This window comes from Chamaesiphon sp. VAR_48_metabat_135_sub (genome assembly GCF_031418915.1).
In the GTDB taxonomy this organism is placed as follows: domain Bacteria; phylum Cyanobacteriota; class Cyanobacteriia; order Cyanobacteriales; family Chamaesiphonaceae; genus Chamaesiphon.
The window spans coordinates 1-15,776 of record NZ_JANOJV010000137.1; the positions used below are offsets into that span (position 1 = coordinate 1).

Below are 15,776 nucleotides of genomic sequence, written 5' to 3' on the forward strand. Positions count from 1 at the left end.
AAGGCGGGCACTTCCACTAAGATACACTAATCCGTCCACTTCTGGTGCAAATCTGGCAGATCTGCCCACCAACAACCCTGATTCTGGATTTTCCTGTTCGACGAGGACATCGACAGTTTTGCCCACTTCGAGCTGATTGCGGCGGAGTGAGATTGGTTGTTGCATCGCCATGATGCCATCGCGTCGCTCGTCCATAATTGCCTGGGGCAAGTGGTTGGGCAAGGTAGCGGCGGCGGTTCCATCCTCGGCGGAGAAGGTAAATACCCCCACATGATCGAATTCATGACGTTGCAAGAATTGTTGAAGATGTTGGTAATGTTCGTCGGTTTCGCCAGGGAATCCGACAATCAAGGTTGTCCGCATGACTGCCTCGGGGAGAGCGATTTTGAGTTGCTCGATGATTCGGTCATTTACAGCTCCTTGCCACGGGCGATTCATGGCACGGAGGATCTCAGGATGGGAATGCTGTAATGGTAAATCTAGGTAGGGCAAAACATTCGCGGTTTCCTGCATGGCGGCAATTACCTTGGGTGTTAAGCCCGTCGGGTAAGCGTAGTGCATCCGAATCCAGGGAATATCTACTTTGCCTAAGGCGCGAAGTAGTTCCGCTAGTTTAGGCGTACCATAGATATCTAGACCATAGTTGGTGGTGATTTGAGAGATCAGGACTAGTTCCTGTACGCCTTCATCTGCCAATCTTTGAGCTTCAGCGACGATCGATTCAATCGTTCTCGATCGCTGTTTGCCCCGCAGGTGAGGGATAATGCAAAATGCACAGGCATAGTCACAGCCTTCGGCTACGCGGAGATAAGCGACACCTTCTGTCGTTGTCCGATAGCGCGGCGTATGCTCGTCAGCGATATAAGTCGGTTCTGGACTAACTTCGACAACTCTTTCGCCAGTCAGACTGCGTTCGAGGACATCGACGATTTTGTGATAGTCACCACTACCAACTACGGCTACCGCTTCGGGGATTTCGGCTAATAGTTGAGCCTGGAAATGCTGCGCCATGCAACCAGTAATCACTATCTTTTTATCTGCTTCCGCTAGTTCTACTAGGGTGCGGATCGATTCTTCTCTGGCAGCATCGATGAAGCTACAAGTATTAACGATGACATAATCTGCGGAAGTCTCATCAGCGTCTACTTCGTAGCCTGCTTGGACTAGCAGCCCCAGCATATGTTCGCTATCAATTCGATTTTTTTCGCAACCTAAGTGGGAGATTGCAATTGTTGGCTTGTTGCCCATGTAGTCTTGAGTTTAGTTGTCTTCGGCGTTCAGAATCTCATGCTTTCGACTCTTTTAACCAAGATACTCTAGGTACCGTTAAAATCAATAAAAAGCGATATTAAATTTCTTAATGTCAATCTTAGCACGTTTTTATTGCGAAACGTAAAGTAAATTTTGGATGAGAGCAGATCTGCAGGTTGGGTTGAGCGAATGTGAAACCCAACATCAACACCATTGATTTGTGGGTGTGTTGGGTTTCGCTTCACTCAACCCAACCTACGGATCTTCTAACTCTTGGGTTAATTAATGGGTGATTCAAGCCCAATTTGTGGATAATAGTAGGTGAAGGTTTAGCCATGTCCAAGTTGAATTGGTGCGGCAATCGCTATCCGCCTAGTTTAAAAATAAACGTGAATTTAAAACAAATTTTTAACACCACTCAACCGATTATCGGCGTAGTTCATCTTTTGCCCCTGCCAACTTCGGCGCGGTGGGGTGGTAGTCTGAGTGCAATTATCGATCGAGCCGAACAAGAAGCGGTAGCATTAGCTTCGGGGGGTGTCAGTAGCATCATCGTTGAGAATTTTTTTGACGCACCGTTTCCGAAAAGTCGGGTAGATCCGGCGGTAGTTAGTGCGATGACGACGATCGTATCAAGATTGAGCGCATTGGTATCAATGCCGATCGGGATCAATGTCTTACGCAATGATAGCTTGAGTGCAATGGCGATCGCCAGTTGTACTGGAGCCGCATTTATCCGCGTAAATGTCCTATCTGGCGTAATGGCAACAGATCAAGGCTTGATTGAAGGCTGCGCCCACGAATTACTTAGGTATCGGCGCGAATTGGGTAGTAATGTTAAAATCATTGCAGATGTCCTGGTCAAACACGCTCAACCATTAAGTTCGAGCGATATTACTACAGCAGTTCAGGAAACGATCGATCGCGGGCTAGCAGACGCAGTAATCTTATCGGGAATCGCTACAGGTAGTCCCCCTAGACTAGAAGACCTGAAGCTAGCTAAGACAGCCGCTGGCAGCACTCCCATCATTATCGGTAGTGGTGCCGATTTTAGTAACATCAGCAACCTGATGCAATTTGCTGATGGCGTGATTGTTTCGAGTTCGCTCAAAAGACAAGGTAAAATCGAGAACTCGATCGATCCAATTCGCGTCAGTCAATTTGTCGAAGCCATGCGTCAAGATCTGACAAGTCAATCTGTACAGCGGGCGATTGATTCGATGAAAATTCATTCTTAGGCTTTAGGCTTGATAGCTTAGGCTTTAGCACCTGATAAACATCTAACTTTACCTCTTAAACCCAATGACACGTCGTCGTCAAATTCCGTGGATTTATCAATACTCACGATTGCTGATTGGATCGATCGCGATCCTGGGCATGTGTGTTACAACGTACCTAACATGGGTAAAACTTGCTAATAATGGAGTTTGTGGTACTGAAGGCTGTCAGATTGTGCTCGCGAGCCCCTTTGCCAATGTGGGCAACTTTCCGCTGACTGGTTTGGGGCTATTGAGTTATGTTGCTGTTGCTGTGATGGCATTTGCGCCGACGTTAATCGATCCCAAAACAAATAAGGCGGCTCACAATCAGCTCAATAACTTGACTTGGCTGGGGTTATTCCTGGCTGGAGTGGGAATGGCAGTATTTAGTTGCTACTTGATGTATTTGTTGGCTTTCGTAATTAAAGCTGCTTGTCCATTTTGTATTGTTTCGGCAATCTTTACCTTTGCGATTTTTGGGCTGACATTATTCGGGCATGATTGGGAAGATGTCGGACAAGTAATCTTTACAGGTATGGCAGCAGCTCTAATATCTCTGCTAGTATCGCTGCTATTGTACAACACCTCGATTACATCGGGCGAAACCTATGTGAATGGACGGATCGAAATAACTTCGCTTGCGCCAACTACAGCACCAGAACCAGGTATCAGTTGGGAAATTAAGTCTACGTCTGGAGCTGCGGAAATCGAGCTAGCCAAGCATTTGACTCGAAAAGGTGCAAAGATGTACAGCTCTTACACATGCCCACATTGCTATGAACAAAAACAGTTATTTGGATCGGAAGCCTGGGAACAAGTCGCCAATATTGAATGTAATCCTACTGCTAAAAAGAATCCTCAACCAGAAGTCTGTACGAAAGCAGGGATTCAGGGCTATCCGACTTGGGTAATTGACGGCAAATTAGATCCTGGTGCTAAGAAACTCGCTCGACTGGGTGAGCTGACAGGGTATCAAGGGAATACCGCATTTAAGTACGACCGATTGTTCGCCAGATAGTCAATTAGGGATAGGGCTAATCAAAAAAAGTAGGCTAAATCAAACGATTGGTAAGTGTTTGATGGTTATTTTTTTAAATTGAGAACTTGTGCGATCGACACAAATGGTTTATATATTTTAACATTGCTCATCAATCACTCACATTTACCGAATGCTTACAAAATTGCAGTTAATTCAGTCAGCTACCGCGATCAGCATGGCGATTGCTACTCTTACTACTCCAACAGTCATCGTTCGCGCCAACCCATCTTCAGCTAGCGGACAATCAAGCATTTCAGCACCGCAACTAGTCAATAGTAAGCAGCAACCGCGTCGTTACGGTCGCAGTTCCATCGCTTTGGGTGCCAGCCTTGACACAATATCGGGAGCGGCTGAAACTGCATTAGTAGAGCATTTGGTTGCTAGTGATGTGAAGTTCTATGGCTCGTATTCTTGCAGTCACTGCCAAAAACAAAAATCTTTATTTGGTGCTGCTGCTGCAGCTAAATTACCATATATAGAATGTGCTCCAGATGGAGAAAATTCACAACGACAGTTATGCAAGGAAAAGAATATTCAAATGTTCCCAACTTGGGTAATTAAAGGCAAGTATTTTCCAGGAACGCGGGATTTAAAAGAGATTGCCGCAATGACAGGCTATCGAGGTCCGATGGACTTTAAGTATCAGAAATAGATCTGATATTGACTAGGAACTTCCAGTACAATATGGCAGTATTGCGATGTCTTCAAGACTGCATCGATTGGTTAATCTGCAAGATTTTCTACGTTGGAAGTTCCCCGAAAAGTAGCTGCTAGTCCCTACGGTTTTAAACTAAAATCAATATCTTTAAAATTCTACATTATCTATACCTTAGACTTTATCAACCAAACGCAATAACCAAAATGAATTATTTTCTTGATGCGTGTCGATTTCCGATTTTATTACTAGTATTATCATCTTTGTTCTTGGGTTCATTACCAGCACAAGCAGATACTCAGAATATTACTTCAAGTAGATTAGTTAGATCGGATACCTCATTGCCACAGTCGCTGGAAACGAGCATTGCCAAGGACCGATCGCCTGCAAGTAAGAGTTCAGTTACTCAATCTGTAAAGGTAAGTCCTCAACTAGAAAAACAAATTATTGAGGTACTGCGCCGTCATCCTGAGGTCTTGCTAGATGTCCTGCAAAAATACGCGATTGAACAACAACAAAAAGAACAAAAAGCCCAAGCCGAAGCAATTAAACAAATTCGGAAAAATACGAAGGTATTAATCGGTGATTCTCCAGTTACGGGATCTGTCGATCGTCAGATTGTGATGGTAGCATTTTCAGATTTCCAGTGCGAGTTTTGTGCTAAAGCAGATAAAAACATCAAGCAATTTATGGAAAAGCACAAAGATAAAGTTACTCTAGTCTATAAACATTTCCCACTGACCCAAATTCACCCTGAAGCTTTACCTGCGGCTGGTGCTGCTTGGGCTGCAAATAAGCAAGGTAAATTCTGGGAATATCACGACGCTTTATTTGCTAATCAAGCTAAATTGGGCGAGATTTTTTATCTAGAAACTGCCAATAGTTTAAAGTTAGATCTTAAAAAATTTAATGCCGATCGTAAAATTGCCGATAATGCGATCGTTCAAGATTTTCAACTAGGGCGTAGAATTGGTGTTGACGGTACACCCACCTTTATTATGAACGGGGAAGTCCTCACTGGTGCTGCTTCACTAGCGGATTTGGAGAAAGCCTTTGAAAAAATCACTAAGAAATAGTTTGGTTAGTTGAAAGTTGAAAGTTGCGTTGCGCGCTCGCAGCAATTCCAAATTCAAACCTATTCCCATATGTCGTAGATGGCGGGTGTCTTGTCGTTTTTTTATGCGGGGGTTCCCCCCGAATAAAAACGCCGCTTTATGCTAGAAATCCTCGCACCGCACCATTAAATGGCGAAACGAACCCGCCCAACCCCACCAGCAACAATCAATTATTGGTGGAAAATCGGTAAAATATCTTGAATTTGGAATTGCTGGCGCGCACGCCTTTGTTCCCCAACGGTTTAGCGCAACAAGACAGAAAGTGGATAGTTAATTTATTATTGACTTCTCACATATCCCACACATCCCACACTCCCCTCTATGATCGACACCCTAGCCTCAATCCAACCAGCCGTGTGGCGAATTTTGGATGCAAATTTCGATCGAGCACGGGAAGGATTACGGATAATTGAAGAGTGGTGTCGATTTGCACTCAATGACACTGGAATGGCGAATGAGTGCAAGCAGATGCGTCAGGAATTGGGGATGTGGCATACCCCAGAAATTCGCTCGGCACGGGATACTTCCAGCGATGTCGGTACTACGCTGACTCATCCGCGTGAGGAGCAACGCACGGGAATCGAGCAACTGCTCCAAGCCAATCTCTGTCGGATACAGGAAGCTCTAAGAGTACTCGAAGAATATGGCAAACTCCACTCATCGAGCATGAGTAGCGGCTGTAAACAGATGCGATATCGGGTATATAGCCTCGAAAGTAACTTACTTACCTACCATCGTCGCCAAATTCTCGCCAAGGCTAAGTTATATCTAGTCACATCTTCAGCCCCAGACTTGCTGCCACGAGTTGAAGCAGCTTTGCAGGGTGGCTTGACTTTAGTTCAATATCGTGATAAGCAAGGTAACGATGTCGATCGATTGAACATAGCACAGCAAATGTGTCAACTCTGCCATCAATATGGTGCGTTATTTATCCTCAACGATCGAGTCGATCTCGCTCTAGCCGTCAATGCAGATGGGGTGCATTTGGGGCAGCAAGACATCAGTATCGCCCTTGCCAAGCAAATCCTCGGATCGCAACGCATCGTCGGTCGATCGACCACCAACCCAGAGGAGATGGCCCGCGCGATTAAAGAGGGTGCAGACTACATTGGAGTTGGGCCAGTATATGAAACGCCAACCAAACCTGGGAAAACAGCCGCAGGATTGGAATACGTCCAATATGCAGTCAAACACGCGACTGTACCTTGGTTTGCGATCGGTGGGATCGATAGTACTAATATAGATGATGTGATCCAAGCTGGCGCACCCGCGATCGCGATCGTCCGAGCAATTATGGGCGCGGATAACCCCACTCATGCAGTACAATACTGTCTATCAATCTTAAATCGAGTTCCGCAGAATAGAGTTTAGAGGATCGCGAACAATTTATCAATCATAAATTATGATTCAGTCGATCGAATTACAAGTAAATGGCGAAGCTCATACCTGTTTGCCTCAGACAACTTTACCCCATTTGTTAGTACAAATGGGGCTGAATCCGCGACTTTTGGCAGTAGAATATAATGGAGAAATTTTACATCGTCAATTTTGGGAAGAGACAGAAATTAGACCTGACGATCGATTAGAAATTGTCACGATCGTTGGGGGTGGCTAATTATGAACGATAGATCCGACAAAAATGTCCTCGGTACCGAACTTCAGACTTGCTGTACTTCGCCCATGACTGGATTTTTCCGCACTGGAGTCTGTGTCACGGGCACTCAAGATATCGGCACCCATGTAATTTGCGCCCAAATCACCGCCCAATTCCTGACATTTACCAAATCCCAAGGAAACGATCTCAGCACACCCGTTCCCGCCTACAATTTTCCTGGCTTGAATCCAGGCGATAAATGGTGTCTGTGTGCATCCCGCTGGAAAGAAGCTCTCGAAGCTGGAGTTGCGCCGCCTGTAGACTTAGCTGCAACCCATAGCGCAGCACTCAAAATTGTTTCCCTGTCAGATCTCCAACAACATGCTATCTCCTCATGAGCGATAATTTACCGATCCAAGTTGCGATCTCGATCCTGCCATATGATGGTAAATTTTTGATGCAATTGCGAGATAATATTCCCACAATTCTCTATCCAGGTTTATGGGGTTTATTTGGCGGACATGTCGAGGCAGGTGAAACGCCCGAAATTGCCGTTGTGCGCGAGGTAATCGAGGAAATTGGCTGTGAGATTACCTCGCCTGCAAAGTTCGGCTGCTATGGCGATAATCGCGTGATGCGGCATGTTTTTTATGCTCCGCTGACTGTCGAGATCGATAAATTAGTTTTAGGTGAAGGTTGGGATTTTGGGTTGATTACTCCAGCTCAAATTGAAGCTGGGTTTGCCTATTCTGTAATTGCAGGCGAAGAACGTCCATTAGGTGAGGTACATCGACAGATTATGATTGATTTTATCGAATGGTGGGGATAGTTCAATTCTTGGACTAGTACTCGGCGGCGTAAATAACATTACTATTTCGTAAAAGGGGGGAGCGGGGAGAGTGATTAGAACAAGGACTAAATGGTGGCTTTATTTCTGCCGCTCTGGACTAGTCAATCTCTGTAAAATTTCAACTAGTCAAAACATCGGTGGACGATCAAAATTAGGATTTAAAAATTTAGTTTTACTGTCGGTAAAATTAGTTGGTTTGAGATCTGAAGCTGTTAATTTAAGTTCGTATTGAATCGGTCGATCGCTATGAGAAACCAGGACAAATTCATGATAACCGTTCGTACTTGTTTTACCAGACCAGTTATTAGTTTGAGATGAAGTAAGTATTGCTGGTAACTTATAAGTAGGTGGATAAATCGATAGATTTGTCGGCTGGTTTGCGGTAATATCGACACCAATATCTTGACCGCTAGCTAAACTAGCAATGTAGGCTTTTCCCTCGCCTGGTTGAAGCGTGCCTTTAACTATTCCACTCGTACCACCAATGGGGAAAACTATTTCACCGATCGCTTGTTTGGACTTAATTGCTTGGACTCGATCGAACATTGTAGCTAGATAAATTTGTCCGACAGAGGTATTTAAAAACCGATCTAGTCCAATTCCCGATGGTTGTGTTGATAAGTTGGTAATCGATCGATACTTAGCATTTGTCAAATCGATTAAGGCGCGTTCGCCCAAATGTAGCTTATTTACCTGGGATTTCCAACTAGCCGGATCGCCAGAGCTATATTGTCCAATCCCGCGCACAGCATTTCGGCTTAGTTGTCGATCCAATTTATCGCCCAATTCAGTAGAGATCGAATCTACTTGGGGTTTAATTTGAGGATCGGCAAGATTGACGGTTTTAATCTGCGGATTTCGACTGAGAAATACTTGTTTTACTGCATCTCCAAAAACTCGATCGTTTACTCCTTTCGCGGCTAACGAAGCAGGGAAAGTTTGTTCGATCTTGGCTATTGGTGCGCTGTTAGGTATTGCTGGTGTTGGCGTTAGACTGGGTTCGGGATCGATCGATTGAGGGCTACTACTCTCACTGGGTGATGGTTCCGGAGGATTATAACTAATTGGATCTTGGATCGGTTCGGGAGGCTTTATCATCAAACTAGTTACTACCCAGCCTAACCCGATCGCGCTACCAATTGCGGCGATCGCGATCCAAGTTTTTCCCACCACCCCCATCAATGATGATTCTGTCGCTATTTTCGTCGGAGGCGTTGACTCTGAGTGTTGGGGTGTTGCAACTACTGTAGCGATTTGAGATTTTGGTGCGCTCAGAGGTGGCTGTACGGGCGATGAGGATCTGTAAGTTTCTTGAAGAGGTGAATTGTTTAAATTTCCCGATTGCAGAGCTGTGAGGATGTCCTGGGATGATTCAAACCGATCGATCGGACGAAGTTGGAGCATTCGATCGAGAATCATCGCCAAATTGGGGCTGAGACTGATATGGTCGCGCCAGTTCCAGGTAAAATTTTGGGGATCGATTAGATCTGGTGGTTCTTTTCCTGTAAGCAAGACTAAAGTAGTTGCCGCCAGCGCGTACAAATCGCTGTGGGGAAATACCACTCCTCGTTGCATTTGCTCATTGGGTGCATAGCCGATTTTCCCCAATCGCGTGGACATCTCATTGTTTGCGATATTACCCGCCATATATTCTGTCGCCGCATTTACCGCTACCTGTTTGACACCACCAAAATCGATTAAAACTGGTAAGCCATCGCTGTTCCGTTTAATCAGATTGTCAGGAGAAATATCGCGGTGAATGACTCCAATGGTATGGATGTACCCCAGCACTGGTAAAATCTGCGTGAGAAATTCGATAATTTCAAGTTCTGTAAATGTTTTGCCCTGTTGCAATTTCTGGCGCAGGAGTTGCTGATAGTTCGCTCCCGCTACATAGTCTTGGACTAAAAATAGCTGTCCAATCCCATGCTGATTTACCCGAAACATTTCCCGAAACATCGGGATTTGGGGATGTTGAAGTCGATACATGACTCCAGCTTCCCGCTCGAATAATTCTTGGGCTTTGGTGAGAAACGCCGTTCCCTGTACTTGTGGTGCAAATTCTTTGAGTACGCAGGGTTCGTTAAAGCGATTGATATCTTCGCACAGGTAAGTTCGCCCAAATCCACCCTGTCCGATTTGTTTAGTAATTCGATATCGACCGCCAAGTAATACGCCCTGTGTCATCTGATGAGTGACGGGGACAATAATTTGACTTCCACATGCTTGGCAAAAACGATTGCTATCAGCATTTTCGTGTCCGTTAGGGCAGGATATACTCATTCAGTAGTCATTGAATAGTGATACAAGTAATAAGTAATAAGTAAATTCTATGAGACTAGACCTTCAAATAACAGGTCGATTTGGGGTATTAGATCGTTGGTAAGATATATTTGAGTTTGTTGTTGAATTTGTTTGACCGATCGATCGATCGATTCATTGACGACATCTAATAGTCGATCGCAAGAAATCGCATACTTTAATTGGGTTGGTTTTTCGCCATCTTTGCTTCGATCGAAGATACCTGTCGGGCGGACGCAAACTTCACTATAAATCAATTCCTGTTTGGGATTGAATCTCTCGCCCAGACTGACAAAGTAAAAACGATTGATAATCTTCAAGGTCAGTCTTTCTATTTGGATAAAACTATTGACATATTCAGTACTAATAATTCGTCTTGCCTGAGTAAATGGCTGAATTTCAGTCGCCAAATGCTGTTGCAATACTTGGACATTTCGATTAACGGTATCGATAGTAGATTGCTTTTTATTCGCTAATTGTTCCTTGATTTCAGTCTCGATATGATTTAGGGCTGATTCCATAAATAATTCGGCATCTTTTTTGAAATCAAACTGTAAAATACCTGTAGAACTGAACTCTAACTTAGACTTAAACCAATGGACTGGATGACGCGGTGGAAAACCGCGCTCATCTTCCATATTTTCAATATGGGAAGTCATCACTCGTTGTAAAAATGGCATCCGTTCCTGTTCCTTGGCTAACAGAAATTGCCGAAAAGATGTACTCAGTCGATCTTGAATTTTCCCAATATCAATACTAAGTTCTTTATCAAGCATCGCTTGCAATCGATCGATAGTAGCTAGACTTTCGGCACGGAGGGTGCTGAGATTAACTGTTGCTGAATCGACATTAATGACTTTACTACTATCCATTCGATCGTCTTTGATATGGGGTTAGGGCTTAGGGATGCTACCACTGAGTAAATCCTCTAAACCTGCTGCTAGTTATGACCTATTTTAGCGCGATCGACTGCCTAAGTTAGCGAATAGTCGATCGACCAAATCTAAATTTTTATGACCTGGAGAGACTTCTAACCCGCTTGAGAGATCGATTCCATCTGGGTGGATCTGGCTCAAAGCCGTGCAAATATTATCAGGATTCAAACCTCCCGCCAATAACCACGGGATTGGGGGTTTGAACGCCGATAGCTGCTGCCAATCCAGAGTTTGTCCCGTACCGCCTAGTGCATCGGGATGATAGGCATCCAGGAGCAAACAATCGACGACTTGACTATACGCTTGAATTGACTCTAACTCGCTACTACTTCGCACCCGCCAAGCTTTAATAATTTCTGTGTCTGGTAAAGCTGCACGCAATTCCTGGCAAAATTCGACAGATTCACCACCGTGAAGTTGAACGGTATTTAACTCCGTCAATCCCACTACATGAGAGATCGTCGCTACCGAAAAATCGGCAAATACCCCCACTGTATTTACCAAGCTACCTAATTCCGCCACCAGTGGCTGTAGTTGAGCCAGTTTCAAATAACGGGGCGAACTCGGCACGCAAATAAAGCCTAAATCCGTTGCACCTATGTTTGCGATCGCGATCCCCTGTTCGACGATGGTAATTCCACAAATTTTAATCCGCATCAGTTTGCCAATTATCAAGAAATGTATCTAACTGTACCAACATTTGTTAATTCTTAGAACAAATTGTTGGATTGGGGCACTCACTAGCTAATAATTGCTGCATGAGTTTTGAGATAGGAGCTGTGAATCTTTGTTAAATAACTTAATTATTGCCGCTATTCCCCACACCGAACCTTGGGGTTTTGGTACCGCATTGATAATGATCGTCTGTAATTTAGTCGCTGTCGCTATCGGTCGATTTGCGATCGCCAACCCTGGTGGGGGTCCCGATCTACCCGTGGGCAAACCCGATCTATTTCGGAATTTTAACTTACCCGAATTACTGGCTACCTTCAGTTTTGGGCATATTCTCGGAGTGGGATTAGTTCTAGGATTAACGAATGCTGGTGTGATTTAATAGTTGTCAAAATAATTTGATTTAGTCTAGATCTTTGGCGTAAACTGCGGAGTAATCGATCGCTCTTCACCAAAATTGTCATTGAATGTAGATAAAATACTTTAAGCTGTTGTTTAGATCTCTAACTTTTTAGGAGCAAAATATGTTACATTCTAGCTTGTTACTGGCTGCTGCTACACCGATGAGCCAAGCCTGGTCGCCGACAATCGCGATCGTCATGGTTGTTTGCAATGCCCTTGGGGTATTCGCAGCAGCCACTACTTCTAAAGTTAAGGCTGGCCCTACAGTAGGTGGTGCTTTAACTTTGGGTCAAGCAATTGGTGGGACTTGTTTCGGACACATTCTCGGTGCAGGTGCAATCCTTGGTTTGACTAGCATTGGTGTCATCTAGAGATTAGTCTGTAGTAGCTGTAGGGTGGGCAGTGTCTTGATTTGCTGTCTTGAAAAGGTGCTTTACTTGGGGAAACCCGACGAGCGCAAATCGCTGCCCACCAGCTAGATTCTAGATCTTAAAATCATCCGAACAATCGACAACCATTTCCAATATTTCATCAAATTCTTCCCTAATTTTTCATACCCAGACGCTTTGCATCCCGATCCCGCAACACCGTTTTATTTCCTGCTTTATAAAATTGGATCGTGAACGGTGACTAATTTGGTGCCGTCGGGAAATGTTGCTTCAACTTGGACATCGTGAATCATCGAAGGAATACCTTCCATCACATCATCATGGGTGAGTAAAGTTTTACCATAATTCATCAATTCAGCCACAGTTTGCCCATCTCTAGCACCCTCTAGAATTGCCGCAGAGATGTAGGCAATCGCTTCGGGATAGTTGAGTTTCAATCCTCTAGCTTTGCGACGTTCGGCGACTAATGCGGCGGTGAAGATTAGAAGTTTATCTTTTTCTTGGGGAGATAGCTGCATGATGAGAGAATTGAGGACAAAGGAAACTGGAGCATACGCCTCGTCTTAATTATAGGCCAACCGTTGCACCTTCAGGACTATCTAGCCGAATAGTGAATAGTTTGAGGGTTCAACTGATGATAAATATTGCCCTCAGCAATTCCGTAGGGGCTGGTTTATGCTAATTAATCTGGCTGTGCAATTAACCGATAAACAAAACCCGCCCACCCCCACCAGCATTTAACAATAGTTCACAACCATCGCCACAGAAATGCATCTCTCACGATCCAAATTTATGCCAACATGGAGGTTACTGGTGGGGGTGGGCGGGTTTTGTTTTGACGTTTTTATTATTAAGCACAAATTGCTAGCATAAACCAGCCCCTGCGGATCTGTATGTGGAGATTTTACCGGATTTTATGATTAACGTCTGTCTGCCAATTTATGGGATTATCGATAATATATTGTCTGACACAATCTAGTTCTGTTTCGGTTCTAATAATGCGCTCGTAATAATTTCGTTGCCAGACAGGAACGCCCTTCAGTCTGCGAATTTTGTTGATTGTTCTTGCCGAAAATGTTTTAAAACTGCCAATAATTTCTGAGATCGATTTGCTATCCTCTTTGGTATAGCCTTTCCCGTGGAGAATTGATAAATTCAATAGAATAATCCCATGCAGATGATTGGGCATGACTACCGATCGATCTACAATTAGATTAGGATGATATCGTGCTAATTTCTGCCAATGTAATTGAGTAATATTTCCTAATTCATTTAGCACCATTGTTAGATCAACAATATCACCAAATAGTTGTTCTCGTTCGTGAGTGCAAATGGTAATAAAATAAGCCCCCGCCGTCGAATAATCATATCCTTTTAGCCGGATCGAACGCCGATGATGAAGTTCGGGATTATAGTTCATTATCTCAAAACATCTAAATACAATCAAACAAATTATAAATTATTTTATACCTTGCAGGATCTCATTTACACAAATCCGTAGGGGCTGGTTTATGCTAACCAATATCGCCGTGCAATTAACCCATAAACAAAACCCGCCCAACCCCACCAGCATTGAACAACGATTCACAACCATCGCCACAAAAATGCATCTGTGATGATCGACTTGATGCTAACATGGAGGTTATTGGTGGGTTGGGCAGGTTTTGTTTAGACGTTGTGATTATTAACCACAAATTACCAGCATAAACCAGCCCCTACATAGGTGCGAATGGGGATTTTACAATCGATGTCTGTTTGCAATCCGATAAATTCACAATCGTCTTGATACAAATTCGTAGGGGCTGGTTTATGCTAATTAATATCGCTATGCAATCAACCGATGAACAAAACCCGCCCAACCCCACCAGCATTGAACAACGATTCACAACCATCGCCACAAAAATGCATCTGTGACGATCGACTTGATGCCAACATGGCGGTTATTGGTGGTTTGGGCAGGTTTTGTTTAGATGTTGTGATTATCAGGTGATTCCCGATAAAAAAGCTACTCAAATATAGTACTATTTTATTGGTAAGCATATGAAAAGAAAATAGTGTTGTTATCTAGCCCTGAACCTCAGCAGTTAAGTAGTAGCCAAAGAGAAGATCTACGGTTAGCTTCTTCTAAATTAAGTGGTGCAAATCGTCGTTACTTTCAAGCATCTATAGCTATTAAATATTACAAAGGCAATGCTAGGTTGACAGAAAGAATGTTGGGGTGGAGTCGAGAAACTATAGCATTGGGGTGAGCAGAGAAGCGGACTAAAATTACTTGTGTGGGGTCGCAAACAGGGTTTAGTGGGGCGAAAAGATGGGAAGAAAAACAACCATTAGTTGCTGATGCACTAGTAAAATTAGCAGAGTCACATTCTCAACAAGATCCAACATTTACAACAACTATTGCTTATACAAGATTAACAGCAGCAGAAGCTCTAAAACAATTAGCACAACAAGGTTTTGGACTAGAGCAATTACCATCGTTAAGTACGATGACAGAAGTTCTAAATCGAATGGGCTATCGGCTCCGAAAAGTAGTTAAAGCAAAGCCTAAAAAAGCGGAGTCGGTGCGGTCGGGGAACCCGACCATGCAACCGACCCAAGCAAAAATAGCAGAAACTGATGATATATTTAACAATATTATCTCCCACCAGGAACAGCCAAAATCCACTAAAATCAGGCGATTGAGCATCGACTGCAAAGCGAAAGTTAATATCGGAAATCTAAGTAGGGGAGGGAAAACTAGAGGAGATAATCAAGCAGACGATCATGATATGGGCTGCAAAGAAAAGTATACTCCTTGTGGAATAGTTGATGAAGATATGGGAGCTTTACAGATCAGTTTTGGTAGCTCTTATAAAACAAGTGACTTTATTGCAGATACACTGGAAGAATGGTGGAATATCCTTCCACTGGAAGAGCAGAAGACTATTGAACAGATTCAAATTAAGGTTGATAATGGCCCTAAAAGTAGTGGTGTACGAACTCAGTTCTTGAAAAGGATGGTGGGTTTTTCTGATAAAATTGGTAAATCTATTCACCTCATCTATTATCCACCCTATCACAATAAGTACAACCCAATTGAAAGATGCTGGGGAGTTCTAGAAAAACACTGGAATGGGGCGAAATTAACAAGTGCATCAGTTATGCTGGCATGGGCAGCAAGTATGACCTGGAAAGGATTACATCCTATTATTAAATTAAATAGTACGATTTATCAAAAAGGTATTTCACTCAATAAGTCAGCAATGAAAGAGGTGGAAAAAAGATTAGAACGAAACCCACTACTCCCTAAATGGGATGTTCTGATTCGTCCG

At 43.7% G+C, this 15,776-nt stretch carries 18 protein-coding genes; 12 read left to right on the top strand and 6 right to left on the bottom strand.

Going from position 1 to position 15,776, the window contains the following annotated elements; genetic code table 11:
• On the bottom strand, nt 1-1,248 hold a 1,248-nt coding region (gene rimO, locus RMO55_RS09585), incomplete at its 3' end, for a 30S ribosomal protein S12 methylthiotransferase RimO (protein ID WP_310426085.1).
• 392 nt (nt 1,249-1,640) lie between these two features.
• Here rimO and btpA point away from each other — a divergent pair.
• The 8 genes from btpA to RMO55_RS09625 all read left to right on the top strand — a co-directional run bounded on the left by btpA (nt 1,641) and on the right by RMO55_RS09625 (nt 7,742).
• Nucleotides 1,641-2,489, top strand: a complete 849-nt coding sequence (gene btpA, locus RMO55_RS09590; protein ID WP_310426086.1) for a photosystem I biogenesis protein BtpA — start codon at nt 1,641-1,643, stop codon at nt 2,487-2,489.
• Between the two features lie 64 nt (nt 2,490-2,553).
• Nucleotides 2,554-3,528, top strand: a complete 975-nt coding sequence (locus RMO55_RS09595; RefSeq protein ID WP_310426088.1) for a vitamin K epoxide reductase family protein — start codon at nt 2,554-2,556, stop codon at nt 3,526-3,528.
• A gap of 151 nt (nt 3,529-3,679) precedes the next feature.
• The gene (locus tag RMO55_RS09600) at nt 3,680-4,201 is read left to right on the top strand and encodes a hypothetical protein (RefSeq protein WP_310426089.1); all 522 of its coding nucleotides are present in this window, start codon (nt 3,680-3,682) and stop codon (nt 4,199-4,201) included.
• Between the two features lie 209 nt (nt 4,202-4,410).
• A complete protein-coding gene (locus tag RMO55_RS09605; protein ID WP_310426090.1) occupies nt 4,411-5,280 on the top strand; it encodes a DsbA family protein in 870 nt (289 codons plus the stop codon).
• Nucleotides 5,281-5,640: 360 nt separating this feature from the next.
• Nucleotides 5,641-6,690 (top strand): thiamine phosphate synthase, encoded by a 1,050-nt coding sequence (locus tag RMO55_RS09610; protein ID WP_310426091.1) that lies wholly within the window; start codon nt 5,641-5,643, stop codon nt 6,688-6,690.
• Between the two features lie 31 nt (nt 6,691-6,721).
• The gene (gene thiS, locus RMO55_RS09615; RefSeq protein WP_310426092.1) at nt 6,722-6,934 is read left to right on the top strand and encodes a sulfur carrier protein ThiS; all 213 of its coding nucleotides are present in this window, start codon (nt 6,722-6,724) and stop codon (nt 6,932-6,934) included.
• A 2-nt stretch (nt 6,935-6,936) separates the two neighbouring features.
• On the top strand, nt 6,937-7,311 hold the full coding sequence (locus tag RMO55_RS09620) for a DUF2237 domain-containing protein (protein ID WP_310426093.1): 375 nt from the start codon (nt 6,937-6,939) through the stop codon (nt 7,309-7,311).
• The gene (locus RMO55_RS09625) at nt 7,308-7,742 is read left to right on the top strand and encodes an NUDIX hydrolase (protein ID WP_310426094.1); all 435 of its coding nucleotides are present in this window, start codon (nt 7,308-7,310) and stop codon (nt 7,740-7,742) included. Before RMO55_RS09620 ends, RMO55_RS09625 begins: the two co-directional genes overlap by 4 nt.
• Nucleotides 7,743-7,889: 147 nt before the next feature.
• Here the strand turns inward: RMO55_RS09625 and RMO55_RS09630 are convergent, their stop codons facing one another.
• The 3 genes from RMO55_RS09630 to RMO55_RS09640 form a co-directional block, all read right to left on the bottom strand.
• Nucleotides 7,890-10,046 (bottom strand): serine/threonine-protein kinase, encoded by a 2,157-nt coding sequence (locus RMO55_RS09630; protein WP_310426096.1) that lies wholly within the window; start codon nt 10,044-10,046, stop codon nt 7,890-7,892.
• A gap of 47 nt (nt 10,047-10,093) precedes the next feature.
• On the bottom strand, nt 10,094-10,936 hold the full coding sequence (locus RMO55_RS09635; RefSeq protein ID WP_310426098.1) for a hypothetical protein: 843 nt from the start codon (nt 10,934-10,936) through the stop codon (nt 10,094-10,096).
• Between the two features lie 84 nt (nt 10,937-11,020).
• The gene (locus RMO55_RS09640; protein ID WP_310426099.1) at nt 11,021-11,656 is read right to left on the bottom strand and encodes a phosphoribosylanthranilate isomerase; all 636 of its coding nucleotides are present in this window, start codon (nt 11,654-11,656) and stop codon (nt 11,021-11,023) included.
• 130 nt (nt 11,657-11,786) lie between these two features.
• Here RMO55_RS09640 and psaK point away from each other — a divergent pair, with 130 nt between their 5' ends.
• The gene (gene psaK / locus RMO55_RS09645; RefSeq protein ID WP_310426100.1) at nt 11,787-12,053 is read left to right on the top strand and encodes a photosystem I reaction center subunit PsaK; all 267 of its coding nucleotides are present in this window, start codon (nt 11,787-11,789) and stop codon (nt 12,051-12,053) included.
• Between the two features lie 142 nt (nt 12,054-12,195).
• Nucleotides 12,196-12,444: a photosystem I reaction center subunit PsaK gene (locus RMO55_RS09650; protein ID WP_310426101.1), complete on the top strand. Its 249-nt coding sequence runs from the start codon at nt 12,196-12,198 to the stop codon at nt 12,442-12,444.
• A gap of 233 nt (nt 12,445-12,677) precedes the next feature.
• Here RMO55_RS09650 and ureA read toward each other — a convergent pair whose 3' ends face one another.
• Nucleotides 12,678-12,980: an urease subunit gamma gene (gene ureA, locus RMO55_RS09655; protein ID WP_310426102.1), complete on the bottom strand. Its 303-nt coding sequence runs from the start codon at nt 12,978-12,980 to the stop codon at nt 12,678-12,680.
• Nucleotides 12,981-13,366: 386 nt separating this feature from the next.
• Complete coding sequence (locus tag RMO55_RS09660; protein ID WP_310426104.1) at nt 13,367-13,882, bottom strand: transposase; 516 nt, start codon at nt 13,880-13,882, stop codon at nt 13,367-13,369.
• A gap of 420 nt (nt 13,883-14,302) precedes the next feature.
• On the opposite strand from RMO55_RS09660, the gene RMO55_RS09665 reads away from it, so the two are divergent.
• The gene (locus RMO55_RS09665; RefSeq protein WP_310426106.1) at nt 14,303-14,452 is read left to right on the top strand and encodes a hypothetical protein; all 150 of its coding nucleotides are present in this window, start codon (nt 14,303-14,305) and stop codon (nt 14,450-14,452) included.
• Between the two features lie 286 nt (nt 14,453-14,738).
• Nucleotides 14,739-15,776: ISAzo13-like element transposase-related protein (locus RMO55_RS09670; protein ID WP_310426108.1), on the top strand; the 1,038-nt coding region annotated here is incomplete at its 3' end.

Bases quoted from the DNA above. Each gene is read 5' to 3' on its own strand.
- RMO55_RS09650 (WP_310426101.1), top strand. From the start codon at position 12,196: ATGTTACATTCTAGCTTGTTACTGGCTGCTGCTACACCGATGAGCCAA.
- RMO55_RS09660 (WP_310426104.1), bottom strand. From the start codon at position 13,882: ATGAACTATAATCCCGAACTTCATCATCGGCGTTCGATCCGGCTAAAA.
- RMO55_RS09635 (WP_310426098.1), bottom strand. From the start codon at position 10,936: ATGGATAGTAGTAAAGTCATTAATGTCGATTCAGCAACAGTTAATCTC.
- RMO55_RS09625 (WP_310426094.1), top strand. From the start codon at position 7,308: ATGAGCGATAATTTACCGATCCAAGTTGCGATCTCGATCCTGCCATAT.
- RMO55_RS09605 (WP_310426090.1), top strand. From the start codon at position 4,411: ATGAATTATTTTCTTGATGCGTGTCGATTTCCGATTTTATTACTAGTA.
- RMO55_RS09600 (WP_310426089.1), top strand. From the start codon at position 3,680: ATGCTTACAAAATTGCAGTTAATTCAGTCAGCTACCGCGATCAGCATG.
- RMO55_RS09620 (WP_310426093.1), top strand. From the start codon at position 6,937: ATGAACGATAGATCCGACAAAAATGTCCTCGGTACCGAACTTCAGACT.
- RMO55_RS09610 (WP_310426091.1), top strand. From the start codon at position 5,641: ATGATCGACACCCTAGCCTCAATCCAACCAGCCGTGTGGCGAATTTTG.
- ureA (WP_310426102.1), bottom strand. From the start codon at position 12,980: ATGCAGCTATCTCCCCAAGAAAAAGATAAACTTCTAATCTTCACCGCC.
- thiS (WP_310426092.1), top strand. From the start codon at position 6,722: ATGATTCAGTCGATCGAATTACAAGTAAATGGCGAAGCTCATACCTGT.
- RMO55_RS09640 (WP_310426099.1), bottom strand. From the start codon at position 11,656: ATGCGGATTAAAATTTGTGGAATTACCATCGTCGAACAGGGGATCGCG.
- RMO55_RS09665 (WP_310426106.1), top strand. From the start codon at position 14,303: ATGAACAAAACCCGCCCAACCCCACCAGCATTGAACAACGATTCACAA.
- RMO55_RS09595 (WP_310426088.1), top strand. From the start codon at position 2,554: ATGACACGTCGTCGTCAAATTCCGTGGATTTATCAATACTCACGATTG.
- RMO55_RS09630 (WP_310426096.1), bottom strand. From the start codon at position 10,046: ATGAGTATATCCTGCCCTAACGGACACGAAAATGCTGATAGCAATCGT.